The organism is Nitrospira sp., assembly GCA_024998565.1.
Taxonomy (GTDB): Bacteria; Nitrospirota; Nitrospiria; order Nitrospirales; family Nitrospiraceae; genus Nitrospira_A.
This window is the reverse complement of sequence record JACOEM010000006.1, coordinates 229,800-254,441: the sequence shown is the minus strand read 5'-3', so window position 1 is coordinate 254,441 and position 24,642 is coordinate 229,800. Positions and strand designations below refer to the sequence as shown.

21 protein-coding genes and 1 pseudogene are annotated in these 24,642 nt (G+C 61.0%); 12 read left to right on the top strand and 10 right to left on the bottom strand.

The genetic code is table 11. From position 1 onward, the window contains the following. Nucleotides 1-142: 142 nt before the first annotated feature. The 5 genes from mgtA to H8K11_12030 all read right to left on the bottom strand — a co-directional run bounded on the left by mgtA (nucleotide 143) and on the right by H8K11_12030 (nucleotide 8,881). Nucleotides 143-2,668 carry a magnesium-translocating P-type ATPase gene (gene mgtA, locus H8K11_12050; protein ID MCS6264478.1) on the bottom strand — a complete coding sequence of 842 codons (2,526 nt, stop codon included), beginning with the start codon at nucleotides 2,666-2,668 and terminating at the stop codon, nucleotides 143-145. A 17-nt stretch (nucleotides 2,669-2,685) separates the two neighbouring features. Further along, nucleotides 2,686-5,814, bottom strand: coding sequence for an efflux RND transporter permease subunit (locus tag H8K11_12045; protein MCS6264477.1), 3,129 nt, complete (start codon nucleotides 5,812-5,814; stop codon nucleotides 2,686-2,688). After that, the gene (locus tag H8K11_12040; protein MCS6264476.1) at nucleotides 5,811-7,049 is read right to left on the bottom strand and encodes an efflux RND transporter periplasmic adaptor subunit; all 1,239 of its coding nucleotides are present in this window, start codon (nucleotides 7,047-7,049) and stop codon (nucleotides 5,811-5,813) included. Before H8K11_12040 ends, H8K11_12045 begins: the two co-directional genes overlap by 4 nt. A 442-nt stretch (nucleotides 7,050-7,491) precedes the next feature. Then, nucleotides 7,492-8,346 (bottom strand): universal stress protein, encoded by an 855-nt coding sequence (locus H8K11_12035; protein MCS6264475.1) that lies wholly within the window; start codon nucleotides 8,344-8,346, stop codon nucleotides 7,492-7,494. Nucleotides 8,347-8,617: 271 nt separating this feature from the next. Next, the gene (locus H8K11_12030) at nucleotides 8,618-8,881 is read right to left on the bottom strand and encodes a hypothetical protein (protein ID MCS6264474.1); all 264 of its coding nucleotides are present in this window, start codon (nucleotides 8,879-8,881) and stop codon (nucleotides 8,618-8,620) included. 182 nt (nucleotides 8,882-9,063) lie between these two features. Between H8K11_12030 and H8K11_12025 the strand changes: the two genes are divergently transcribed. Continuing rightward, nucleotides 9,064-9,534: a GNAT family N-acetyltransferase gene (locus H8K11_12025; protein MCS6264473.1), complete on the top strand. Its 471-nt coding sequence runs from the start codon at nucleotides 9,064-9,066 to the stop codon at nucleotides 9,532-9,534. 91 nt (nucleotides 9,535-9,625) lie between these two features. On the opposite strand, the gene H8K11_12020 is transcribed toward H8K11_12025, so the two are convergent. Continuing rightward, on the bottom strand, nucleotides 9,626-9,889 hold the full coding sequence (locus tag H8K11_12020; protein ID MCS6264472.1) for a hypothetical protein: 264 nt from the start codon (nucleotides 9,887-9,889) through the stop codon (nucleotides 9,626-9,628). A 424-nt stretch (nucleotides 9,890-10,313) separates the two neighbouring features. Here H8K11_12020 and H8K11_12015 point away from each other — a divergent pair, with 424 nt between their 5' ends. Beyond that, nucleotides 10,314-11,075 carry a transglycosylase SLT domain-containing protein gene (locus tag H8K11_12015; GenBank protein MCS6264471.1) on the top strand — a complete coding sequence of 254 codons (762 nt, stop codon included), beginning with the start codon at nucleotides 10,314-10,316 and terminating at the stop codon, nucleotides 11,073-11,075. A gap of 59 nt (nucleotides 11,076-11,134) precedes the next feature. Further along, nucleotides 11,135-11,986 carry a hypothetical protein gene (locus H8K11_12010; protein MCS6264470.1) on the top strand — a complete coding sequence of 284 codons (852 nt, stop codon included), beginning with the start codon at nucleotides 11,135-11,137 and terminating at the stop codon, nucleotides 11,984-11,986. 161 nt (nucleotides 11,987-12,147) lie between these two features. Here H8K11_12010 and H8K11_12005 read toward each other — a convergent pair whose 3' ends face one another. The 4 genes and pseudogenes from H8K11_12005 to H8K11_11990 form a co-directional block, all read right to left on the bottom strand. Further along, nucleotides 12,148-12,465: a hypothetical protein gene (locus H8K11_12005; GenBank protein ID MCS6264469.1), complete on the bottom strand. Its 318-nt coding sequence runs from the start codon at nucleotides 12,463-12,465 to the stop codon at nucleotides 12,148-12,150. A 254-nt stretch (nucleotides 12,466-12,719) separates the two neighbouring features. Further along, entirely contained in the window at nucleotides 12,720-14,630 is a 1,911-nt protein-coding gene (locus tag H8K11_12000; GenBank protein ID MCS6264468.1) for a DUF3459 domain-containing protein, read from the bottom strand. Nucleotides 14,631-14,796: 166 nt separating this feature from the next. Further along, nucleotides 14,797-15,324: an adenylyl-sulfate kinase gene (locus H8K11_11995; protein ID MCS6264467.1), complete on the bottom strand. Its 528-nt coding sequence runs from the start codon at nucleotides 15,322-15,324 to the stop codon at nucleotides 14,797-14,799. Between the two features lie 8 nt (nucleotides 15,325-15,332). After that, nucleotides 15,333-16,418 (bottom strand): annotated as a pseudogene (locus H8K11_11990) (phosphotransferase). A 283-nt stretch (nucleotides 16,419-16,701) separates the two neighbouring features. Between H8K11_11990 and H8K11_11985 the strand changes: the two are divergent. The 9 genes from H8K11_11985 to H8K11_11945 all read left to right on the top strand — a co-directional run bounded on the left by H8K11_11985 (nucleotide 16,702) and on the right by H8K11_11945 (nucleotide 24,603). Beyond that, nucleotides 16,702-17,247, top strand: coding sequence for an HPF/RaiA family ribosome-associated protein (locus H8K11_11985; GenBank protein ID MCS6264466.1), 546 nt, complete (start codon nucleotides 16,702-16,704; stop codon nucleotides 17,245-17,247). Between the two features lie 11 nt (nucleotides 17,248-17,258). Next, nucleotides 17,259-19,673, top strand: a complete 2,415-nt coding sequence (locus H8K11_11980) for an AAA family ATPase (GenBank protein ID MCS6264465.1) — start codon at nucleotides 17,259-17,261, stop codon at nucleotides 19,671-19,673. 16 nt (nucleotides 19,674-19,689) lie between these two features. Then, nucleotides 19,690-19,854, top strand: coding sequence for a zinc ribbon domain-containing protein (locus tag H8K11_11975; protein ID MCS6264464.1), 165 nt, complete (start codon nucleotides 19,690-19,692; stop codon nucleotides 19,852-19,854). Nucleotides 19,855-19,871: 17 nt separating this feature from the next. After that, nucleotides 19,872-20,252 (top strand): cytochrome c, encoded by a 381-nt coding sequence (locus tag H8K11_11970; GenBank protein MCS6264463.1) that lies wholly within the window; start codon nucleotides 19,872-19,874, stop codon nucleotides 20,250-20,252. A 36-nt stretch (nucleotides 20,253-20,288) separates the two neighbouring features. Then, a complete protein-coding gene (locus H8K11_11965; GenBank protein ID MCS6264462.1) occupies nucleotides 20,289-20,870 on the top strand; it encodes an isochorismatase family protein in 582 nt (193 codons plus the stop codon). Next, complete coding sequence (locus H8K11_11960) at nucleotides 20,867-22,201, top strand: nicotinate phosphoribosyltransferase (GenBank protein ID MCS6264461.1); 1,335 nt, start codon at nucleotides 20,867-20,869, stop codon at nucleotides 22,199-22,201. Before H8K11_11965 ends, H8K11_11960 begins: the two co-directional genes overlap by 4 nt. A 67-nt stretch (nucleotides 22,202-22,268) precedes the next feature. Continuing rightward, nucleotides 22,269-23,699, top strand: a complete 1,431-nt coding sequence (locus H8K11_11955) for a pentapeptide repeat-containing protein (protein MCS6264460.1) — start codon at nucleotides 22,269-22,271, stop codon at nucleotides 23,697-23,699. A 65-nt stretch (nucleotides 23,700-23,764) separates the two neighbouring features. Next, the gene (locus tag H8K11_11950; protein ID MCS6264459.1) at nucleotides 23,765-23,911 is read left to right on the top strand and encodes a hypothetical protein; all 147 of its coding nucleotides are present in this window, start codon (nucleotides 23,765-23,767) and stop codon (nucleotides 23,909-23,911) included. Nucleotides 23,912-24,192: 281 nt separating this feature from the next. Beyond that, on the top strand, nucleotides 24,193-24,603 hold the full coding sequence (locus tag H8K11_11945; protein ID MCS6264458.1) for a hypothetical protein: 411 nt from the start codon (nucleotides 24,193-24,195) through the stop codon (nucleotides 24,601-24,603). Nucleotides 24,604-24,642 lie beyond the last annotated feature (39 nt).

Here is a 24,642-nt window from a genome sequence, read left to right as displayed (position 1 = left end):
CGACAGCGGGGAGTAGACAGGATCTGAACTTCTTCCTTTGGTTGTACTACATCACCATGCACAGTCAAGGAGATGATTGATTACAGGGAGCCGCCACGTGACGTGCCTTCGCGTCGCCCTCTCTTCCGACGGCCTTGCCGCATTAACTCCCATTGTGAACCTGCCGGTAAAACAACTGCTTTGCGAACTCCGCCACCACCACATAGGCCAACAGGATTCCGAGCATCGCCGCCCAGAAGATGGGTGGCAGCGGCTCGAATCCCAGAAACGCTCCCACCGGTGTCACCGGCAGCAACATGGTCGCCAATCCAGTCAGGAGGGTCGTGAGCAGCAGCGCCGGAGAGGGCCGGCTGCTATAGCACGGCCGGCGGGTGCGAATGACCAGCACGATCAACGAGGCCGACAGTACGGATTCGACAAACCAGCCGGTGCGAAACTGGCCGGTCGTTGAGCGCAACAGCAGCAAGAGGACGCCGAACGTGAGGTAATCGAACAGGGAACTCACCAGACCGAAGGTGAGCATGAATCGTCGGATGAACGGGATATCCCATCGGCGAGGCCGCTCGATCAGTTCGTGATCGACCCGGTCGGTGGCAATGGTCATTTCCGGAAGGTCGGTCAGGACATTCGTCAACAGGATTTGCTTCGGCAGCAGCGGGAGAAACGGTAGGAACAGCGAGGCCCCGGCCATGCTGAACATGTTGCCGAAATTCGCACTGGTGGCCATAAACACATATTTCAGCGTATTGGCGAAGGTCATGCGGCCCTCGCGAACACCTTGCACCAGCACGCCCAAATCATGCTCCAACAGGACGAGGTCGGCCGCTTCTTTGGCGACATCGACGGCGCTATCGACTGAAATGCCGACATCCGCCGCGTGGAGCGCCGGGGCATCGTTGATACCGTCGCCGAGGTACCCCACCACATTGCCGGAGGCGCGCAGCGCACGGATGATGCGTTCCTTTTGATTGGGTTCGATTTCCGCGAAGATGTCGATGCTGTTCGCGCGCGTGCGTAGCGCGTCGTCGCTCATGCCGCGCAGATCAGTTCCCGTAAGCAGGTGCGGATTCTCAAGCCCAACCGCCCGCCCGACATACGCCGCCACCGGCGCCTGATCTCCGGTCACCATTTTTAACGAAACCCCGAGGCGTTTGAGCGTGGCAATGGTCTCGGCCATGCCGGGCTTCGGAGGATCGGCAAAGGCCACCAGGCCCAGAAAGGTCATGGCCGTTTCATGTTCCTTGGAAACACGGTCAGCGGCGCCCATGTCACGGCAGGCCAGCCCCAGCGTGCGAAATCCTTGCGCACTCAGTTCGCGAACCTGCTGTCGAATGGAATCCCGGACCTCATCGATCGACACCACAGTGCCGTCCGGCTGTTCAGCATCGAGACAGGCCGTCAGCATGCTGTCCACGGCCCCCTTCGTGATCAACACATGCGTCTGCGGGGTCGCCACCAGAATCGAGAGCCGTTTGCGGACGAAGTCGTACGGTTCTTCCTCCAGCTTGCGATAACCGGTGAGATCGACCGACCGGTGTCGGCGCAACGCGTCATCCAGCGGATTCGGGAATCCGGTTTCGAACATCGCGTTCAGCTGGGCGAGGAATAACACCTTCTCGCTCGGCCGGCCCTGAAGATCCAGTGCCGCGTGCAGCCGCATGGACCCCATGGTCAGGGTACCGGTTTTGTCGGAGCACAACACGTTCATGCTGCCGAAGTTTTCAATCGAGGTCAGGCGTTTGACGACCACCTTGTGTCGCGCCATTCGCCTGGCGCCGTGGGAGAGATTGACGCTGATGATGGCCGGCAACAGTTGCGGCGTCAGGCCGACGGCCAACGCCATGGAAAACAGAAAGGACTCCAGGACCGGGCGCTCCAAATACACGTTCACCGCGAAAATCGAGAAGACCAGCAGCAACGTGACTTCGAGCAACAGATACCCGAATCGGCGCACGCCCCGTTCAAATTCCGTTTCCGGCGCCCGTACCTGCATCCGATGGGCGATGCGGCCGAATTCCGTGTCCTTGCCTACCGCCACGATCACGGCCCGCGCCTGCCCGCTCACCACATGGGTTCCCAGAAACAGGCTGTTCGTGCGCTTCTGCAAAGGGGCCGCAGCCGTGAGTGTTCCTGTCGATTTCTCTGCCGGATAGGTCTCCCCCGTCAAGGTCGCTTCATCGACGAACAGATCCTTGGCATCGAGCAGCCGCGCGTCCCCGGGCAGGCTCGATCCTGCCGAGAGCTCCACAATATCGCCCGGCACGATGTCGTCGGCAGGCACCTCCCGCAACCGGCCGTCCCGCCATGCTCGGGCCGTGATCTGCACGAGCGCCAACAGGCCGGCCACGGCGCGGGCCGCACTGTATTCCTGCCAGAAACTCAACAGCGCGCTCACCAGAATGATGGCCAGAATAATCAGCGCATCGCTATGTTCGGCGAGAAAAAACGACACACAGGAGACAAAGAGCAGGATGAGAATAATGGGGCTTCGGAACTGGGCCAGCAGCAGCCGGAGCGGCTGACTGTCTCGCTGGGGTTTGAGCCGGACGGAGGCAGAGACGACTTGCCGCTGTTCGGCTTCGCCGCTGCTCAACCCCTCCGGTACGGCGCGCAGATCGCGAAGCAGCTCGTCCGGAGAACAGGCCCAAAAGGGTCGTCCGTTCTCCATGGTCTCGTGACCTCCCTTCACACCCACTCCGGGGCATGTTCCTTCGCGATCTCCTGTTCGGCAAACGTTCGATACAGGGCCGGAAGGACCAGCAGCGTCAACGCCGTGGACGTGAACAGGCCGCCGACGACGACCGTGGCCAAAGGCCGCTGGACCTCCGCTCCGATTCCTTGCGCCAGGACCAGCGGCAAGAGGCCGAGCAACGTCGTCATCATCGTCATCACGACCGGGCGAAGCCGTAAGACACAGCCCGTCATGATCGCCGCCTCCGTCTGCTGCCCCTCATTCCGCAACTGATTGATATAGGAGACGAGCACGATGCCGTTGCCCACCGCCAACCCGAACAGTTCGATAAACCCGATCGAGGCGGGCACACTCAGATATTGATCGCTGAGCCACAGCGACACGACACCGCCGATCAAGGCGAACGGCAGATTCAGAATGATCAAGGAGGCATACCGCAGCGAGTGAAACGCCCAGAAGAGCAGGAAGAAGACCAACCCGAGCGTGATCGGCACCACTACCAGCAAGCGCGCATTCGCACGTTCCATATTCTCGAACGCCCCGCCCCACGCCACCGTATACCCCTGCGGCAACCGGATCCGTTCGGCCAACAGCTTCCGGCCTTCATCCACGACACTGCCGATGTCGCGCCCCACCACATTGAACCCGATGTAGATCCGCCGCTTCGCCTGCTCACGGCTGATACGCGCCGGGCCTTCCCGCATGTCGATGGTCGCGAGCTCACTCAAGGGAATCGGCGCGCCGGACGCGGATCGTACCCGGATATCTCCGATGGCCCCGATACTGTTGCGAGAGGGCTCCGGGAAACGCAGGGTCAGCTGAAATCGACGCTCCCCTTCGTACACCTGCGTGGCCGGCTTGCCGCCCACCGCCGTCGTAATGATGTCGTGCACATCCGACACGTTGATCCCGTAACGGGCGATTTTTTGACGATCGATGTCGATCGTCAAATACGGCTGCCCGGCAACCTGTTCGACCTTGACGTCTTTGACCCCTTCCACCGTACGCATCAGATTCGCAATGGCTTCGGCGTTCTGATACAGCAGGTCGAGATCCTCACCGAACAGTTTGATGGCGCATTCGGTCCTGATGCCTGAGATCAATTCATCGACCCGCTCCTGAATCGGCTGACTCATCAGGACGGAAATACCGGGAATCTCCGTAAGGCGCTTCCGGATCGCATCGACCAGGCCCGATTGTGTCTGTGCCGTGGTCCAGGTGTTTCGCGGATACAGCGTCACGATCGGATCGCTCTCATTCGGCTCCTCCGGACCGACGGCGATATCGGGGCGTCCGATCTTGCTCACCGACATCTGCACTTCCGGAAACTCCAGCATGACTTTCTGCGTCTGCTTCTCAATCGCGATCGACTCCGGCAACGAGACACTCGGCAGCCGCACGATTTGCGGCGTCAACGCCCCCTCCTCCAGAATCGGAATGAATTCCCGCCCCACGAACGGCAGCAGGGTCAGACTCGCCAACACCACCGCCGTCGATCCCAGCAACACCGGCACCCGATGGTCGAGCGTCCAACGGAGCACCGGCTGATAGCGGGCCTTCATCCACCGGGCGAGCCGGGTCTCCTCCGGATGATCGCCGCGCAGGATCAGGGACGCCAGAACCGGCGAGAGGGTCAAGGTGACGACCACCGACATCAGCAGCGAAATCACGAGCGTATAGGCCAGGGGGGCAAACATTTTCCCTTCCATCCCGTGCAGAGTCATGAGGGGAAGGAAGACGACGCTGATGATCAGGATCCCGAACACGATCGGCCGCCCTACTTCGCTGGTGGCCCGGAAAATCACCTCCAGCCGGGACCGCTGATGCAAATGATTTTCTGAGAGATGGCGATAGACATTCTCCACCACGACCAACGATCCGTCGGCAATTTCCCCGATCCCGATCGCCAGGCCGCCCAAGGTCATGAGGTTGGCGGAGAGCCCCACGCGTTGCATCACCAGGAACGTCATCAGCGGCGTAACCAACAGAGACACGGTGACGACGATCGCGCTCCGCACATGGCCCAGAAACAGGAAAAACACAACGGTCACCAGGACGATGCCCTCGATCAAGGCATCGCGCACGGTATTGATGGCCGCTGTCACGAGCTCGATCCGGTCATAAAACGGGATGATCTTGAGGCCTTCCGACAACAACCCGTCCTGCTGAATCGTGTCGACCCGGCGTTTCACGGCTTGGACGACTTCACGTGCATTGCCTCCGCGCAGCATCAACACCGTGCCCGCCACCACCTCCCGCTCGCCGTTCAACACGGCCGCGCCATGGCGCACCGCATGACCGATACGCACCTCTGCCACATCACGGACGAACACGGGTGTGCCGCCCGCTTCCTTCACGACGATACGTTCGATGTCGGGCAGGGTTTTGATGAGTCCCAGCCCCCGCACAATCGCGCGTTCCGCATGCCGCTCCAGCACGTTGCCGCCGGAATTGGCATTGTTCTTCTGCACCGCCTCATAGATGTCGTGCAGCGTCAGGCTGTATTTGCGTAACTTGTCGGGATCCACCAACACGTGGAACTGCTTCACGAATCCGCCCAGACCGTTCACATCGATCACGCCCGGCACACTTTTCAGCAAGGGGCGCAGCACCCAGTCCTGTACCGTCCGCTGATTCGTCAGCTCGGCCTCCACTATCACGGCATCGGTCGCATGGGCTTGCGGGCCTTCGAGATAGTATTGGTAAATCTCCCCCAGCCCGGTCGTGACCGGCGCCAGGACCGGATCGATGCCCGCCGGCAACCGCTCCTTGACCGCCATGATCCGCTCCAACACCAACTGGCGGGCAAAGTACACATCCACATCGTCTTCGAACACCACCGTCAGCTGAGAGAGCGCGAACTTGGACAACGAGCGGATTTCCGTCAGACCCGGCAGGCCGTTCATCTGCAGTTCGATCGGATAGGTGATGAAGCGTTCCACTTCAACGGGAGAGAGGCCCGGCGCTTCCGTCAACACCTGCACCTGCACATTGGTCACATCGGGGTAGGCATCGATGGGAATGGATTGAAAGGCGAACAGCCCGGCCACGGAGAACATGCAGGCCAGTCCGATGACGAGGATCGATTGGCGGAGCGAGAACTCCAACAGTGAGGCAATCATGGCGTGGGCTCGATTTTGTGGATATCGAACTCCGACTTGATCGCGAAGGCTCCTTTGACGACCACGTCTTCCCCCTCGTGCAGCCCCTCCAGGACGAGCGCCTTTCCATCCAGTTCGTCTCCCAGGAGAACCCGGCGCGATTCAAACCGATTGTCCGGTCGACGCACGAACAGCAATTTGCCCGTGCCGTCCTGCTGCACGGCCGTGAGCGGCACCGCCAACGCCTCCGGTTGAGGCGACGCGAACACACGGACCATGGCGAACATCTCCGGCTTCAAGGTCCGATCGGGATTGAGCACGGTGACACGGACGCGCATCGTCCTGGTCGACGGGTCGAGGACATCGCTGACGTAGGTCACGGTGCCGGAGAACAGCCCGTGCGGATAGGCCGGAACCATCACATGAACCCGGTCCTTCGGACGAATAAAGCGCACGTCCTTTTCCGGCACGTTGGCCACCACCCAGACATCGGACAGGTCGGCGATGGTGAAACAGTTCCGCGAGGTCTCCACCACCTCCCCGCGCGTGATATTACGCATGATCACACGGCCCGCAAATGGCGCTCGAATCGCCACGTCGGAACGGATCGTCTGCTCGCGTTCGAGCCGTTGGATTTCCTGGGCCGGCACGCCGAGCAGCGCGAGCCGATGCGAGGCTTCCCGCGCATCGGCTCGCGCGGTTTTCATTTCCGCTTCCCGGCGTTGCAGTTCGGCCAGACTGATCGCACGATGCTCATGAAGATTTTCCGCCCGTTCAAAGGCCAGCTGCGCTTCATGTTGCCTCGCCGCCGACTTGAGGTACGCGCCTTCGGCCATCCCGAGATCGGTACTGTCGAGCAGAGCCAACCGCTCACCCTTCTTCACATCTTTCCCCACATCGACCAGCACCTCGACGACCCTCCCTCGAATGAGAGTCGTGACCTCCGCCAGTTCATTCTCGTTGGCTTGCACGGTCGCGGGAAATTCGCGATGGAAGGTAAACGGCTCTTTCTTGACCGTCATCACCTCGATGCCGGCCCGGGCAATTTCAGGATCGGTCAGCTGCACCATCCCGTTGGCGGCTCTGTTCACCGGCTTACCGGCCGTCGGCGCCACGGGCGCATCCCGATCGCAGGCTGCCGCCAGGATCAGTACCAGCCCGATCACCAGGCATCGTCCCGCAAGAGAACGCCAGTCACCGGATCGCCGATGCTGTCCGTTGGAATTCCGCCTGAAAACCCCCGCTGTGTCTGTCATGCGTCGATCATCTGCCTTGCGCGACCCTGCTGTTCCTGAGAACAGCAGGGACCATGCCGTGAGAGAGTCCGGATTTCGAGAGGAATGGGATGCCGGTAGCAGCGTTTTGCTACGCTACCGGCCCTGAGAGCGGGGTGAAATGCCACAGCAGTCTTAGTTGCCCCGGGAGGAACCAGCAGAGCCACAGACGTTCCCAGAACCTGCCGCAGGCTGTTGAGAAAGACCGTCCAGCAAGGCCGCAGCAAGGTCCGCGACGCGAAGAGTAATGAGCGTCACATCTGCGGACGGGCGCGAGACGGTGAGCGCCCAGTGTCCCAGAGGCGAGGCGGTCGTTCTTACCCACCCACCCCGAGCCTGCCAAGACAGGCACTTGTCCCGTGGCCGTACATCGAGCCTCTGAACGACGCGAGAACGCCGCTGGCGGCCTTTCTCATCAGCCTGCCTAACGGACCACGAGCACCGAGCAAGTGCTGTGCTGCACAACCTTGGTCGAAACACTGCCCAGCAGGAACCTGGCGACGGCCCCCATGCCTTTGGCCCCGGTCACGATCAGATCGACTTTCTTCTTCGTCGCTACTTTCAAGATCTCATCGGCCGGTTTTCCCAGCTGGACCACTTCATCGACCACATACCCGGCCTTCAGCAGCTTGTTCGCGCATTGCTCGACCAGGCGGGCGCCGGCCTCTTTGAGTTCCGGATACTTCAGGAACGGCATGGCGTGCATCACCACCACATCGATCGGCTCCAGGCCTTCCCGCTCTTCCGGATGCAGTTTGGTCAGCAGGAACCGCAACGCCTTCTCCGAGGCCTTGGACCCGTCGGCTGCGAAGAGAATCCGGCTCAGCGGGCGCGGCTCTTCCTTCACAATGAGAACCGAGCAGGGCGCATGCAACGTCACCTGAGTCGAGACACTCCCGAGCATGAACCGGTCGAGCGCATCCAGCCCCCGGCTCCCGATTGCCACCAGCCCGTCACGCTGCGGCGCACGATCGAGAATGGTCGAGCCGGCTGCCCCGCGCTCAGACACCAGCTTGCCTTTTAACTTGAGCGACGCCATCTGAGCCTTAGCCTCGGCCATGGCCGTCTTTCCACGGGCTTCGATCCGTTTGATTTCTTCCTGAATAAACGGCTCATTGCCGATCACCACCGGCTGAAACATGAACGGCGCGCGCAGGGCCTCGACATCCGTCACATGCAGGACGCTCACTTCCGGCTTGTCGGCAAAGGGCATTCTCGCCACCCACTCGGTCGCCCACTTGCCATACTTGGATCCATCCGTCGCAATCAACACTTTCATAGGTCGCCCCTCATCGTTCAATCCGTTACAGACTTGAGTAGCAGGCTTTGTGCCAACGCTGCCGCATCTTCGCCTCAACGGATCGGCGGGTCAATAGCTTCTTTCCACAGAAATACGGCAAGCCCCTCTTCACCCTTTGGAAGGTCACAGGAAGGTTGCCGTCGGGGCCAGATGCCTATGCTTTGAGCGAAGAACCGAAAAAAGGACGGAGACACAGCAGGCAGAACAACGAGCGGGCTGAATGGCAATCAACCGAACGGAATACCGCCGGTCAGTTCATACGACCATAGATGGCCGTGGATCGCGGCGCGGTGCACCCGACCGATGTGTGTCCCCAGGAGGAGCGACGCTCCTGCTCACGACCGAGCCGACCCCAGGTCACTTTGCAGAGCAACGACCACACCGAGCGCAGAAACGACCAACCGAACAGCCGCTGGGCTTCAGGCCTTCCACCGGCCTGACACCAGGAATGCCACAATCCGGACCGGATCCTCCGCCCCGCCACGACATCATAGGTTCGACGTTGAGTCTTCACGGATGACCTCCCATCGGTGAACCGGAGCCAGTCGGCACGCGCCTGCGTCGTTTCACAGGCAGACCATCATGATGAACGGTACCATGTGGTTGCCGATCCTCCAAAAGAGAATTACATTTGAGACGCGCTGTCGATCGGAGTCAGATGCAGAAGACCGACCCAATGAATGAGGCCAGGAAATCATGCCGCAACATCACAACACAGGACGGGTAGAACTTACCGACTGGGCCACCACAGGGTCGGCCATCAGGGCGATTCGCGAAACGGTGTTTATCCACGAGCAGGGAGTGCCGGTGGAACTGGAGTGGGATGGGCTCGATTCATCTTGCGCCCATGTGCTGGCGTGGAATGACCGAGGAGAGGCCATCGGCACGGCGCGCATGCAACGGAATGGCACCATCGGCAGAATGGCGGTGCTCAAGGACTGGCGCGGGCGCGGCGTCGGACGGGCCCTTCTCCAGACACTGCTGGATCTGGCGGTTAGGCAAGGGCTCCCGCGCGTGAGCTTGTCAGCACAGACCCATGCGCTTGGATTTTATGAACGGGCCGGGTTCCACGTAGTCGGCGAGCCCTTCATGGACGCCGGCATCCCGCATCGGAAGATGGTGAAGGAGCTCCCTGCAGCGAAACACCAGTCTGAGCCAGGATCATAACCGCGAAGAGTGAACGATAGAAAATCATCGTTGACCGGTAGATGCAATTTCACGGGGACACAAGAGAGGGATTGGCGGGCACGTCACCAGCTCACACCTTCGACTTACGACAACCATCCCGAATGGCCTCGGCTTCGTTGGCGTAACACCGCTCGGGAATTGTCTTCTCATAAAAGCGCTGACCGGGCATGTGATAGATGCAACGCTCACCGCTATGGGTCGTGAAATTGCCCTTGATTGGAGCTTCCGCAGAACAGAATCCATTCTTTTGAGGCTTCACCCCTGAGCGATGGGACTCAGGCGGTCGTTTCGTGCCGGCATGCGACACCGTCGCGAAACTGATCAGCGTGAGCATGGTCAGTGCCTTCAGCCCAAAGGCAAATCGGTGCCGGCATGTTATCCTCAGATATTGCATATCCCGCAGTGCAAAATCCGCCTAGTCCTTCCTCGCACATACCGCGCTACGCGACGGAGTATGCACAGGTCACAATTATTATTCTTCGTCGGTGAGGATATCACTTCCTGCTTTGATCGGCGACCTGGCTGGCATGAACTCCATCCCAGACATCGGCTGAGCATGGTCTGATCACACCTTCCGCGAGCAAGAAGATGACCAATCCTCCGTCTCCCCTTTTTTGAGTTATAGTGAGCTCATGCCTTCCCGCTCGCATCCGCAGGCTGTGATCCGTCGCAGGAGGCGCGGACGCAGGAGCACGATTGTGGCCGTTCGCCGACGCGGACGCGCCTGGCGACATAGATATCGAGCCCTCCTCGCCGCCCTGCGGCGCTTGCCGTTCACGGCCAGGCTTGTGGTCAGCCTGGCTATCCTACTCTTGCTCGGCGCGGGCGTGAACTGGGTCTACCACACGATTCACAAACCGACGGAAATGTTCTTTGCGCTCGACGACGCACTGGATAAGCATCCGTATGAAACGTGGAAGGAATACGGTCCGCTGTTCCGCACACATTCCACCGCGGTCATGACGCCGGATCTGCTGGCCGCGCTGGCACAGGTCGAAAGCGCAGGCAATCCGGTCGCGCGGACCTACTGGCGCTGGCGACTGACCTGGAATCCGCTGGAGATGTATCGTCCGGCATCGAGCGCGGTCGGCATGTTCCAGATCACCGACGCGACGTTTCAAGAAGGAAAGCGATACTGCATTCATGACCATCGTGTCGTCCAGGAGGGCCCCTGGAACGATCCTCACTCCTGCTGGTTCAATTCCTTTTACAGCCGCGTCCTGCCGAGCCATGCCATCGAGTTGACCTCCGCCCTGCTGGACCGCGCCGTGGCGCACGCAATCGGTCCGCATCGAAGGCCCGGCCCCACCTTCCGGCAGAAGCAGGATCTGGCCGCCCTGATTCATCTCTGCGGAGCCGGCGCCGGCCACGCGTACGTCGCCCGCGGCTTTCGACTGGCCCCGCAGCAACGGTGCGGCGATCACAGCGCAAAAACCTACCTCGATCGAGTAAATGAGTTGAAGCGGAAATTCTCCCGCCTTGCCGCAGGCGAGAACCTACTCCGGTTCGTGCGTCCCTAGCCCGCAGACCTTTTAACTTTTCATTGGCAGCGCCGGGAGGGTGAGCGAGACTGTTTCCTATGGACACGACTACTCCGGCGAGATCCCGATCCGCCTGCGAGCTAGAGGATTCGCCATCCGGCCTGCAGCCATCATCGTCCCGCTACTCACTCGGACAACGGTGCCGGTCGCTCTATCATGCACTGTGGTTCGGCCTCTCGGAACGGATACGCTGGTCGAGAAAGCCTTACCATGAAGTGCCGGTCGGCCGTCTCACAGATCTGGAGACCTGGCAGTCGGCTTGTATCGAATCCCTGCAGGCCCGTTATGGTGTCTGCTTCGAATCCCGCTACGGACGACACACGTCGCTGGCCAACTACGCCTATCTCGATCTGCTGGACCAGGCTTGGACGGCAACGGACCGACCCATCCCCACGGGCGGTCTTGTCACGGATGTGGGCTGTGCCAACTTCTGGTATGCGCGGACGCTACACCGGTTTTTCCGACCGGCGAAACTGACCGGCGTGGATGTCGAGGGTTACCGCCTCTATCCGACCGGCTACAGCCGCTACGACGCGGCCGCCGGATACGTCGCGGATCTTCCGCAGACCTCGTTCGTGACCGCCGACTACTGCGAGATGGACGAACAGATAGATGTCATCACGGCCTGGTTTCCATTTGTCACGCCGGCACCCGTTCTCGCCTGGCGGCTCCCGTTGACCGTATTTTCTCCTGAACGGCTCTTTGCCCGTATCGTGCGTAACCTCTCGGTGGGGGGAACCCTGTTCATGGTGAATCAAGGCACAGATGAAGCGGATGTCGCTGCCGCATACTGCCGACGGGCGGGGCTTCGTTCACAAGGCCGCTGGGTTCATCCGCGTCCATTGCGTCCGCGGCCCCATCCCCCGGTCGCCTCCTGGTGGACGACCTAGCAGGATGCGGAAAAAGTCCGCCAGCGGCGTTCTCGCGGCGCTCAGCGGCTCACCGTACGGCGCGAGTACGATTCGCTCCTTCGCTTGCTGCGGCCTTGCTGAGCCGCCCTTTTGCGCATCCTGCGAGGCGATCCTGAGCACTCACACAAATCTGTCACTCCTCATTTGCGACGTGACATCTGTCGATCGGGCTCGGATCCTCGATCCACCTTCACGATGTTCACAATCTGGTCGTCGAGATCGACCTCGATGCTGACCAGATCCCCTTTACTCAGCCACTCACGCCGCATTGCCACCGAATCGGCCACTCGCAACATCCGCAATTGACCGTCCTGGGTCTTAAAGGTCAGCAGTTGATTGCGGAGATCCACGTGCTCGACCCGGCTGACGGGAAACACTGCGGCGGTCTGAAATCCGAGAACCGGGCCGACCATTCCCATCCAGATCAGCGTGACACACATTACACTACGCATGTTCATCGTGACCTCCTCTCGATTGCAGGGATACGGTCGAACATGAACGGCGTGTCGCGCACATCGAGACTCTACGCCCCATCGCACCGGCAGTCTGTCGCTCCTGCTGCCATTTTGTAGCGGAGATACGACCTCAGCCTGCGGTCGTCCGCTCTACGAAGAACTCTTGTGGCGCGCAAAGGCGACGGGTTCGTAAGGACGGGCCCGTAGACCAGGGAAAGAGACCACATGGAGATGCAGGGAAAGGAAACCGGAGGGCACTAACGCGCAAATATCAGCATACTATTGGCGGGGAGCACCACCGCGGCCGAATAGGAGAAGCCATGCAGGGATTGCGGACCGGCGGTCACGCGCCCGCTGTTGCCGGCCACGCCGGCATTGATCCAATTTTCATAGGCATCGCTATTGAACAGTTCGCGCCAGTCACCCCCGCCTGGGAATCCGAGTCGATACCCGACGCGGGTGAAGTCGGCCAGGTGCACCACCACTAACAGGTCGTGCCCTTCGCCTTCCACCCAGCGATGAAACGTCAAGACCCGGTTCTGATCGTGCACATGCGCCGCGCGAAACCCTTGTCCGCGCAGCGCCGGCAATCGACGGCGCAAATGCAACAGTTCCCGTGTGAACCGCAAATGGTCGATCATCTGCCGGTCGCCCTGATCGAGACCGGCCCAATGGAGCAGCAACTCGCGGTGTGTCACGAAGTCGTCCGCCCACTGCTTGTCCTCCAGAAATTCCTGTCCCATGAACAGCATGGGAATCCCGGGAGCCGTGAGGCTCAGGCCGGTCGCGACCCGCGCACGGCTGCGCGCAAACCAGGATCGGGGGTGGTCCGGATCGCCAAGCCGGGCGATGCGCTGCTCACGCCCCCGGTAAACGATGTCGTGATTCTCCGGCCCCTGCACAAACCGCCAGGACTCGTTGAACCCCTCGGGCCACAAGCTTCTCGCCAGCCCTGTCATATTCAGTGGGCGCTCGTCGGGTGCGCTCGCGTTGCCGATGACATCGCGAATCGCAATCCGCAGGCCGTCGGTCAAGGTGGTGTCGAACCCGGCCCCGACCGGCCGCGGCGCGACGATGAACGGATTCACATCCCAATATTCCGCATGGTGCAACGTCTCCGGCCGCTGTGCATGCACCGTCGAGGTCAGGTCCTGGCAAAAACGCCAGCCCTCGGGCGCCCCGTCGTGATCGATCACGCTCACCTGGTCGTACCGGAATCCATCGACACGGTATTCAGTCAGAAAGAATTTGGCGTTCTGAATCAGGAAGTCGCGCACCTCCGGTTTGGCAAAGTCGAACACAAGCCCGCCGGCATGGCCTACATCGGTGAAGTACAGCGAGTTGCGCTGCCCGCCGGCCGGATTTTGTCGATCGAAGAAATACAGGCTCTGGTCCCCGAAGTCTCCGCCCGCATGGTTGTAGACCACATCGAGCAGCACCGCCAGGCCATAGACATGGGCGAGATCGATCAGCGCCTTGAGCTGATTCATTTCCCCCCTGAGCTCCTTCACCTGGTACGGGCGCAATCCTTTCTCCTCGAGCAGCCGGTTGACTGCCGCCACGTAGGGAGCCAGATCGGCATCCGCCACGGCGAAGTCCATTTCGGGAGAAAAATAGTCGGTGCCGTTGTAACCCAGGCTGAAGCTGGTCTGAAACTCCTGAATGGGCATCAGTTGCAGCGCGTTCAGCCCGAGGTCGGCGAGATAGGGCAGCTTGCGAGCCACATCGAGAAAGGTGCCGCCCTTCTGCGGGAGATTCGGGGTGAAGAACGTCCCCACATGGAGTTGATAGATGACGTATTCGTGAAAACACGGCACGACATAGCCGCACTCATGCCAGGGGAAGTCGGGGTGACGAATGATACATTGGCTGGGGAAGGGCGATTCCAACTCTCGGGCATAGGGGTCCCGCTTGAGCCCCTCACTCCCCTCGCCGACCACGTAGAACATGTAGCGCTGGCGATCCTTCACCCCAGGGATGAACCCGCGCCAATGCCCCTGCGCGTCCCGCGTCAGCAAACTCGCTTCGTTCCGTGCCTGATGGTTGAAATCGCCGACCACGTGGACGGACTTGGCATGCGGAGCCCAACAACGGAACGTCGCGCCGCCGGCAATCAGATTGGCCCCCATCGGGGTATCGGGATGTATGTGGCTGAGTGACGCGGGCATGGATGCCCTCACGGTAAGGAGCTCGACAGCAGCCTCATCCTATAGAAGGCTGCCGAACTCGGCAAGAGGCTGACTGAGGATCAGAAAAAGAGCTGATGGCTGATGGCGTATGGCGGTAAGGAGGTGCGGACGATTTGGTGCTAAGCGAGGCAACGAAGAAAACTGGTCAGGCCTCAAGACGAGATTGGATCAGCGCGAGGATCTGTTCCGCTGCGGCATCCGGCGACACGACCATCGTGTCAATGGCCAGAGCCGGCGAGACCGGTGCTTCGTAGGGTGTCTGCAACCCGGGCACGGTGGACGACTCGCCCTGCAAGCCTCGCCGGTAAGTCCCCTTCTTGTCGCGCTGCATGCAGACCTCCAGCGGACACTCGATGGAGACTTCCAACAGGCTGGGAATCAAGCTGCGCGCAAACTCCCGATACTCCCGCCGGCTCGCCGTCGCGTCGAAGATCACACTCACCCCATGCGCAACCAGTCGCGACCCCATGAACGCCAAGGCGCGATAGAACAGGTCACGTTCTTCGTTGGAGTAGCTGGCCTTGGGGGTCACAATGCGGCGGACCGCATCGGACTCCAGGACTTCGACCGGCACTCCCCACGATTCGAGCCTGGGTAACAACCGCGCAACGATCGAGCTTTTCCCGGAAGCGGGAAGACCGGTCAGCCACAGGGCAAATGGTAAGGGAGTCATCACATCACTTATTCGCAATAGCGGTTCACATCCGCCGGGTCGAAGCGCGCCGTCGCCAGGACATTCTCGATGAACCGGAAGATTTTCCGCCGCACAGTCACGGTGAGTTTCGGATACCAGAGCGGACTCGCCAGCACCAACCCGCGAAACGCGAAAAACGGCGCTGACGCCTCCAACACCTCGTGATCGCGGCTCCTGGCGAGGTAGGTCTCCCAGAATGAATGAAAGGCCACTTCCAGCGCGCCCTTCAACGTCCCGTGCCGGCACAGCGAGAAAAACAGATAATTGATCGACATCGACGTCACGTCGTCCGCCGGCTCACCCCACTCCCCGCGTGATCGGTCCAATACGGAAAAATCCGTCCCGTGGCGAAACAGCACATTCCAGGGATGGAAATCCCCATGCACCTGCGACAGTCGCGCATGCCGGCTGCGCAGTCGCCATCGCCACACATTGCAGGCCACCTCGATTCGCGGCAGAAGGTCTTCCGTGATGAAGGCAAACCGATCGGGGTAACTATCGGTGAGGCCCATGATACATTCGCCATGGCCGAGCAATTCCCGCAACCGCCGCCGATAGAGTTGCGGATCGGTCTGTTTCACCCGGTGAATGTCGGCCAGATATCCGGCCAACGCTCCGGTCCGCTTCCGGTCGAGCGCAGTCGGCTTGGTCGCCCCTGCCATGCGTTCGAGATCCTTGTGATAGGTCGCTCCCTCCGACCATTCGGTGAGTAAAAAGAATTCCTTGGCCGCCGCCACGGACATCAACTCGCCCCGCGCGGTGAAGGCCCCCACATCCAGCGCGTCGATATGCCCCGGCAGGCGGCCGTAGCAGTCATAGTCCCACAACATCGCCTGAGCCCGGTCGGCCGGATGTTCATGGCCGAATGGACCGGGACTCATCGTGCCCAACACCACCCGGCGGGTCTTGCCCCCCTGGCGGAAGGTCAGCCGGACAGGCGCACCATAGCCGTATTGCTTATACCGCGCGCCGCTCGTCTCCTTGCCGATCGGTCCCTAGGCGAGCAATTCCGCGCTCGGCCCGAACCGGGCCTTGAGGTAGGTCTCAAGGGCAGATTTCTTCAACACCGGCATACCGCGGTCCGACGCAAGACATGTTCCAGAAAATATGCCCGCTTCAGCCCGCAACGGAACCCGCAACTGGCGCATTGAGCTTCAGCCCCTCTGGAGGCAGTGAGGAATTATGCGCCAGTGCCCCGAAAGGCCACCATCACCCCGCCGGCTGAAGTCGCGCAAATGCCCCACTTTCAGCCGGTTCAGCTCCATCCCCGCCCCGCGTTCCCACCTGTACGAAGGGCATGTGCTTTGCTGAGACAGCAGATGCACAGACTGTTCATCTGAGACGAGAGGAGGCCGCATGAACCTGGAAGTTGAGAGCCGCAATATCGCCATGACCCCGCGCTGGAAAACCGAGATCGAAGAACGGATGGCCACCTTGCAGCGTGGCCACGACGACATTATCCATGGACGCGTCACCCTGACGAAAAATCGCCATCATAAAAAATTGGACAACGTGGCAGAAGCGCTTGTGCTGGTCACGGTGCCGACCCGTCACACCATCACCTCCCGCAAGGAGGACAAAACATTCGAGGAGGCGATCCGGGCCGCCTTCGACGCCGTGGCGATCGAACTGCGGAAATTTCGCGAGAAGCGGGCCGACAAAGTCGTGCGCATCGAACCGCTGCCCCAGCTCCGCGGCGTGGTGAGCAAAGTATTCCCGCACCTCGGCTATGGTTTCATCCTGAAGGACGGCGGCGGCGAAGTGTATTTCCATAAGAATGCGGTGAAGGGCATCCCGTTCAATGACATGGAGGACGGACAGGAGGTTATCTTCGAGAGCGAACCGGGCGAGAAGGGCCTGCATGCCACCATCGTTCAACCACCCCACGCGCTGGAACTGTAGGAGCCCGGACGATGTCGGACAAACAGAAGCTTCCCCCTAGTCTGTTGGCTCCGCAGGTGGACCCCGGTCGCCTGGGATTCGATGATACGAGCGAGGTCGAACCGCTCGATGACACGATCGGGCAGGAACGGGCGGTCGAGGCCCTGGACTTCGGCCTCCAGATGAAGAGTCCCGGCTTCAACATCTTCGTCTCCGGGCCGGTCGGGACGGGCAAGGGTACACTCGTCAGACAAATGGTGAAGCGGCTGGCCCAAACGGCACCGGCCCCATCCGACTGGTGTTACGTCCACAACTTTCAAGACGCGTCCCGCCCGACTTGCCTCTCGTTTCCGGCCGGGCAGGGCGCATCGTTTAAACGTGAGATGAGCACCTTCATCGAGGGCCTTCGCCGGGACATTCCCGCGGCCTTCGAAGGCAAGAAGTACCTCGATGCCAAGGCGAAGATCATCGAAGAGACGGAAGGGAAAAAGAAGGCCCTCTTCCACGACCTCACCGCGCTCTGTCACCAGCGCGGATTCGGGTTCGAAGAAACGCCGGTCGGCTTCGGGCTGGTCCCGCTGAAAGACGACCGCCCGATGACCGAAAAGGAAATGGAGGAACTCTCCGAGCAGGTTCAGCAGGAACTCACGGGAAAACGACAGTCGCTCGAGAGCGACCTACGGGAGTTTCACGTCCGGATGCACACCCTCGAACGGGAAGCCGAGCAGGCGCTGCATCATCTCGACCACCAGATCGTCGCCAACGTCATGCAAGGGGCCTACGAAACGCTGCAGCGGGCCTATCAAGACCTACGACCCGTGACGACGTACCTGCAGCGGGTCCATCACGACATCATTCACCAATACAAAGACTTCCTGCCTCACAGCGGTCCCGTGCTGCCGATTCCGGGGTTGGAACAAACCCGTCGCCCGGACATGACCCGGTTCGCCGTCAACCTCATCGTGGCCCGGGAAGTCGCCGCCGGAGCGCCGGTGGTGGATGAATCCCACCCGACTTATAGCAACCTCATCGGAAAAATCGAGCGCCGGGCGCACCTTGGCGTGATGTATACCGATTTTACCGAAATCCGGGCCGGGGCCATGTTGCAGGCCAACGGCGGCTACCTGATTCTCCAGGCACTGGATCTCCTCCGACAGCCGTTTTCCTGGGACGCCTTGAAGCGCGTCATCAAGACCGGCGCCGTCACCATCGAGGACCCGGCCGAGTTCTATGGATTCGCCACGGCGGGCCTGCGGCCGGAACCGATTCCCGTCTCGGTCAAGGTGATCCTGGTCGGCACAGCAGGCATCTATCACTTGCTGCAAGCCTATGAGGAGGATTTCTCCAAACTCTTCAAGGTGAAAGCCGATTTCGATGTGGAGGTCCCGCACGATGAGCGGCAGGAGCGGCAATATGCGCGCTTCGTCGCCAAATTGTGCAAAGAGGAAGGACTGCCGCATTTCGGCGCCGACGCCGTGGCGGAAGTCATCCGTCAGGGGTTTCGTTATGCCGACCGGCACGATCGGCTATCCTTGCGATTCAGTCTGGTCAGCGACCTCATTCGCGAAGCCGGCTATTGGGCCAGGAAAGACGGGCACTCCTTCGTGACACGCGCGGATGTTGAATCGGCCCTGGCGCACCAGCGACACCGTGCCGATCTGCCTGAGCAATGGATCCAGGATGAAATCCGCGAAGGGACTCTGATGGTGGATCTGCAAGGCGAGGTCGTCGGTCAGGTCAACGGGCTGTCCGTCTATGAGCTGGGCGATTATGCCTTCGGCCGTCCCACCAGGATCACCGCCCGCACCTATGTCGGCACCAAAGGCGTGATCGATATTCAACGCGAGGTCGAACTCGCGGGTAACATCCACAGCAAGGGGGTCATGACGCTGGCCGGATTCCTGGCGGGAAAATTCGCGGGGATGCAGCCGTTCGCGCTCAGCGCCACCCTTACCTTCGAACAGACCTACTCCGAAATCGAGGGAGACAGTGCCGCCGTGGCCGAACTCACGGCCGTCCTTTCAAGCCTCGCCGACCTTCCCGTCCGGCAATCGCTGGCCGTCACCGGCTCGGTGAACCAACTCGGTGAAATCCAACCCATCGGGGGCGTGAACGAGAAGATCGAAGGGTTCTTTGAGTCGTGCAAGCGGCACGGCCTGACCGGTACGCAAGGGGTGCTCATCCCCGCTCGAAACACGAAACACCTGGCGCTGAACCGGGAAGTCGTCGCGGCCGTGGAAGAGGGAAAGTTTGCCGTGTATGGCGTGGACCATGTCGAACAGGCGCTTGAGTTGCTCATCGGCGTCCCCGCCGGGGAACGCGGACCGGAAGGAACCTTCCCGCCTGAGAGCATCTATGGTCGAACCGCCGCGCGCCTGGATGAGATGGCGCAGATTGTCGCGAATTGGGGAGAAGGCGAAGAAGAGCCTGAGAAGGTCAAGGGGTAAACAGAACGAGGTCCCTATGCCCATGTACGACTACACCTGTCTGGACTGCGGAAAAGAATCGCTGATCATCGTGACGTTGAAGCAACATGAACAAGGCGAGGTACAATGTCCCGCCTGCGGCAGCACCAAACTGCAACAACACTTTTCGTCGTTCATCGCGCACACAACCAAGAAAAGCTGAGGGAGACACAGAGACTCATGCAGATCGTCATGACTGCCGGCTCCCGATATTCCTTCGTCGTCTCGCTTGCCGTGACCCTCGCAGCCGCCTGTGGCTCGGCGACGGCACAGGACTTTCCGCCGGACGTCACCCGAGGGAAGGCGGTCTACGAGCGTCATTGCTTCGCTTGCCACGGTCGTGGCGGATGGGGCGACGGCCCCGATGCCGCCGCATTAACGGTTCCGCCGGCCAATTTCCACCGGTTCAAGTCCTTCCTCAAGTCCGACGAGGAGTTGCTCAGAACGATCGAACACGGCATCGTCTTCAGCCCGATGCATTCCTGGCAGGGGCAACTGACCGAAACGGAAAGGCAGGACGTGCTGGCCTACATCCGCCTGCTCGTGCAGCAGGGCCAGTAGAATGCCGGGCGGACGAGTTCCGCGAAGGGACTCCGTATGACACCTCTTCATCCAGGCGATGCACTCCTCATTGTGGACGTTCAGAACGATTTTGTCGCGAATGGCGCACTGGCGGTGCCCGGCGGCCAGGACGTGATTCCGGTCTTGCGGCGGTATCTGGCTCTGTTTGCCGAACATGGCCTGCCGGTGTTCGCCACACGGGATTGGCACCCGCCCGACCACTGCTCTTTCCACACACAGGGAGGGCCTTGGCCGCCGCACTGCGTCGCGCGCACGCCAGGAGCACAATTTCCCGACGACCTCCGGCTTCCTCCATCCGTCATTGTAATCTCGAAAGGCACCGACCCTACGCGCGAGGCCTACTCCGGCTTCCAAGGCACTCCGTTGCACGATCGCCTTCGGACCGCCCGCATTGTCCGGTTGTTCATAGGAGGGCTGGCCACAGACTATTGCGTGCTCGAAACCGTGCGGGATGCCCGGACCCTCGGGTATGAGGTCTGCCTGTTGGTCGATGCCATCCGGCCGGTCAATGTGCTTCCCGATGACGGCCGGCGCGCCGAAGAAGCGATGGTGTTGGCCGGCGCCATTCCCCTTTGCCTGGAGCGATTGGCCGCATGAACATCACCTCGGACGCGCTGCTCACCGACCTCTACGAACTCACGATGGCACAAGCCTATCTCGCCCAGGGAATGACGGACATCGCCGTCTTTGAATTCTTCGTCCGGAAACTGCCGCCGCAACGCAACTTCTTCATGGCCGCGGGGCTGGAGCAGGTCTTGAACTACCTGGAGGAGTTTCAGTTCTCAGACGCCGACATCGCCTGGCTCGATCAGACCGGCGGATTCAGCCCGGCGTCGCTCAACGCGCTCCGCGCGATGCGCTTTACCGGCGAGGTCCACGCGATGCCGGAGGGGAGTCTCTTCTTTCCACACGAGCCGATCCTCCGCATTACCGCGCCGCTGCCGCAAGCGCAACTCGTCGAAACACGGGTGATGAATCTCCTGAACTTCCAAACGATGGTGGCCTCCAAAGCCTGCCGGTCAGTCTTGGTCGCCGGCGACAAACCCCTGATCGATTTCGGCCTGCGCCGCGCGCATGGGGCGGAAGCGGGCCTCCTCGCCGCCCGCGCCGCATACCTCGCCGGACTCGCGGGCACGTCGAACGTATCAGCCGGCGCCCGCTTCGGCATCCCGATCTACGGGACGATGGCCCATTCGTTCGTCCAGGCTCATCTCGACGAGGCGGAGGCCTTCATCCACATCGCGGAGGCGCAACCGCGCAACGTCGTGCTCCTCATCGACACCTATGACACGGAAGCGGCGGCGGAGAAGGTGGTCTCCCTGGCGGGTCGCTTGAACGCACAAGGCATCTCCATCCACGGCGTCCGGCTCGATAGCGGAGACCTGGCCGATCACGCGCGCAAGGTTCGGCACATTCTCGATCGCGGAGGCCTCACCGCCACCCAAATCCTCGCCAGCGGAAATCTTGACGAGGCACGCATCCAGGCGCTGGTGACGGGACAGGCACCGATCGACAGTTTTGCGATCGGCACGGCCATGACCACGTCGGCCGATGCTCCATACCTGGACTGCGCCTACAAACTTCAGGAATATGCCGGCAGACCCTGCCGCAAACGTTCCGAAGGCAAGGCCACCTGGCCGGGTCGAAAACAGGTCTACCGCCGGATCGGAACCGACGGACGCCTGAACGGTGATATCATCACGGTCGAGGGAGACTGCCGAGAAGGCCGGCCCCTGCTGGACCGCGTGATGCAGGGAGGTCACCGCGTCGCATCCCCTCCGTCGCTGGAAGACGTTCGACGATATGCTCGGCTCTCATTGACACAACTGCCGGCCCCGTTGCGCCGGATCGACCGCGCCGATCCATACGACGTCCGGATCGCGCCGGCTCTCATCGAATTGGCGGAACAGGTCGATTTACACACATGAGCCGCATGATGCTCCCGGAACCATGCCATTGACCGCAGCACCGAATCTTCTTGAAGGAGGCCCGTTCATGAACCAGCAGTCTGTTCCCCGCACCCTCGTCGCAGGTTGGGTGGTGGCCGCGTTACTCTCCCTCCCGACCGGTGCCGACGCCGAACCCAAGCCGGTACCCAAACCCTCCTCCGGTAATACCTGCGAGAGCGCGTTCAAGCAGACGCGTCCGGCGTCAAAAATTTTGGACAAGGTGCTCCAGTCCCATGCCCGCTGGTTGGAAGACCGGGACTCCCCCGACGGCCGCCGGGCCAATCTCTGCCGCACCGACCTTCGACAACTTCGACTGGTAGGAGCCAACCTCGAACGGATCAATCTCGAAGGGGCGCTCCTGAAAGGCTCGAATCTTCGCACCGCGAGTCTAGTGCAGGCGCACCTCAAAGGCGCGGACCTCTCCCAGGCTGTACTGGACGATGCCAATCTTGAAGGCGCCGATCTGCGCAAGGCCCTGCTGGTGAAGGCCCATCTCAATCGCATCGCCGCCGACGAAGCGGCGTTTTACGGAGCCAACCTGCAAGGCGCGCTCTTCCGGGAAGCGCTGCTGGAGCGGGCTCATTTTGAGGATGCGGATTTGCAGGGCGCGGACCTCAGCCACGCCACCCTCCTGGACGGCTATTTTTATGGCGCGAATCTGTCGAAGGCCAATCTCACCGACGCCGACCTCGCCGGAACCGACCTCCGCCGGACCAATTTGCGCCAGGCCAATTTACGCCGGGCCAATCTGCAAGGTGCCTTGCTGGACAGCGCCAACCTCGACGGGGCATCCCTCGTCGAAGCAGATCTGGAGAGCGCCTACTTGGACGATGCCTCGCTGGCGCATGCGGACCTCCATGAGGCCAGCCTTCGTGGCGCGGATTTTCGCTTTACGCATCTTGGCGGCGCCAACCTGCAGCGCGCCAATCTTGAAAATGCGAACATGGAGGGAGCCAACCTCGTGAAAGCCAGGCTGGACTCGGCCACACTCACGATGACCGTGCTGTACAAGGCCAACCTGTCGGCCGCCAATCTGCACGGGGCCAACCTGCATCATGCCGTCCTCATCGGGACGCAACTCGCGCGAGCCGATCTCCGGAAATCCGACCTCACCGAAATCTACGCTCCGAACGCCCATCTGCAGCAGGCCCGGCTCAGCGAAGCCAATCTGGAATTGGCGAATCTGGTGGCCGCCGATCTGAGCCAGGCCGACATCAGCCACGCCGTCGTGGTTCAAACCAATCTCCAGGAAACCAATCTGCGCGGAGCCAATCTCAGTGCGTCCGATTTGACGGGAGCCTTGCTGAACAATACCGATCTTGGCCAGGCCGACTTGCGAGGGGCGAACCTGAGCGGCGCACTGGGGCTGGTTCAAGCGCAGCTGGATGCAGCCTGCCTCGATGAGGCGACCAGGATTCCGTCCGAGCTCCAGAGGCCGAAGCCCTGCGCACAACCACGCCCGCGGCTGCGAAAATAGGGGAACCAGCGACCCATCAGTGTAAAAATCGCCGGCCCGGCCGTACGTACGCAGTCCCAGGCAGAATGTTCATCATTCGCTCGCTGCTGTGGGGCTGCGGCGCAGACGGTACCAGGCCGGCTCGATTCGATGTTGTGGGAGTAGTGATCTGCCTCGTCGGCATGGCGGTCATCATGCACATGCCTCGTCCCCCGATGGATGCCATCGTTTAGCCTCCCCGGTTACGCATTCCTACCGCTCCACCCCGGCAAGGGACATTTCCTCACTGACGGCTGCACATCGATCGGTCTGATGGCAGAGGCTCGCTGTCATATCAACTACATAGATCGTTGATCCGTGCGCAGACGAGCCACCTTGCCTACTTCACACTTAGGGTTTAAGCCGTCCCTAACTAGGTAGGTATCCAGGGGCCTACTTCCGTGAGCAGCGCAAAGATTGAGTATGCAGAGTCATGCTCGTCTCGACCGCTCATGCGAGTGAAGGGAGGGATCCCATGAACAGGACGATACTGACGATATGCCTGTCCGCCGTGCTGACATTGTGTCCGGCCTGGCCGAGTACTTCTCACGCCGATTCGTCACTTCCCAATGAGCCAGGTGAAGAGTTGTTAGTCGCGCAATCGTCCGACACGATCATCGGCTTGCTCTTTCGCGACTACTCGCTTCGAGGCAACGGCCAGGTGGACTACCGTACGGCTCGACACATCCTGGGAATTGCCTATGACGACCCTGCGTCCGAGGAACCCGATGTCGCCTTGGTTCCATTGTTTTACTGGTACGACGCCAATCAGGATGGACAGTGGGAGATGTGGGTCGACCGCGATGAAACGGGCCGGCTCACCGATGCTGTGCGTTACGACTGGAGACAGGGGCAGGAACTGATCACGTCTTCCCAGACCTGGTGAGTGTGACATGACAGCTCGGAGTAGCTTCCCTATAATCCG

Coding starts and splice junctions, on each gene's coding strand:
- mgtA (MCS6264478.1), bottom strand. CDS start 2,668: ATGGAGAACGGACGACCCTTTTGGGCCTGTTCTCCGGACGAGCTGCTT.
- H8K11_12045 (MCS6264477.1), bottom strand. CDS start 5,814: ATGATTGCCTCACTGTTGGAGTTCTCGCTCCGCCAATCGATCCTCGTC.
- H8K11_12040 (MCS6264476.1), bottom strand. CDS start 7,049: ATGACAGACACAGCGGGGGTTTTCAGGCGGAATTCCAACGGACAGCAT.
- H8K11_12035 (MCS6264475.1), bottom strand. CDS start 8,346: ATGAAAGTGTTGATTGCGACGGATGGATCCAAGTATGGCAAGTGGGCG.
- H8K11_12025 (MCS6264473.1), top strand. CDS start 9,064: ATGCCGCAACATCACAACACAGGACGGGTAGAACTTACCGACTGGGCC.
- H8K11_12020 (MCS6264472.1), bottom strand. CDS start 9,889: ATGCTCACGCTGATCAGTTTCGCGACGGTGTCGCATGCCGGCACGAAA.
- H8K11_12010 (MCS6264470.1), top strand. CDS start 11,135: ATGGACACGACTACTCCGGCGAGATCCCGATCCGCCTGCGAGCTAGAG.
- H8K11_12005 (MCS6264469.1), bottom strand. CDS start 12,465: ATGAACATGCGTAGTGTAATGTGTGTCACGCTGATCTGGATGGGAATG.
- H8K11_12000 (MCS6264468.1), bottom strand. CDS start 14,630: ATGCCCGCGTCACTCAGCCACATACATCCCGATACCCCGATGGGGGCC.
- H8K11_11995 (MCS6264467.1), bottom strand. CDS start 15,324: ATGACTCCCTTACCATTTGCCCTGTGGCTGACCGGTCTTCCCGCTTCC.
- H8K11_11985 (MCS6264466.1), top strand. CDS start 16,702: ATGAACCTGGAAGTTGAGAGCCGCAATATCGCCATGACCCCGCGCTGG.
- H8K11_11980 (MCS6264465.1), top strand. CDS start 17,259: ATGTCGGACAAACAGAAGCTTCCCCCTAGTCTGTTGGCTCCGCAGGTG.
- H8K11_11975 (MCS6264464.1), top strand. CDS start 19,690: ATGCCCATGTACGACTACACCTGTCTGGACTGCGGAAAAGAATCGCTG.
- H8K11_11970 (MCS6264463.1), top strand. CDS start 19,872: ATGCAGATCGTCATGACTGCCGGCTCCCGATATTCCTTCGTCGTCTCG.
- H8K11_11965 (MCS6264462.1), top strand. CDS start 20,289: ATGACACCTCTTCATCCAGGCGATGCACTCCTCATTGTGGACGTTCAG.
- H8K11_11960 (MCS6264461.1), top strand. CDS start 20,867: ATGAACATCACCTCGGACGCGCTGCTCACCGACCTCTACGAACTCACG.
- H8K11_11955 (MCS6264460.1), top strand. CDS start 22,269: ATGAACCAGCAGTCTGTTCCCCGCACCCTCGTCGCAGGTTGGGTGGTG.
- H8K11_11950 (MCS6264459.1), top strand. CDS start 23,765: ATGTTCATCATTCGCTCGCTGCTGTGGGGCTGCGGCGCAGACGGTACC.
- H8K11_11945 (MCS6264458.1), top strand. CDS start 24,193: ATGAACAGGACGATACTGACGATATGCCTGTCCGCCGTGCTGACATTG.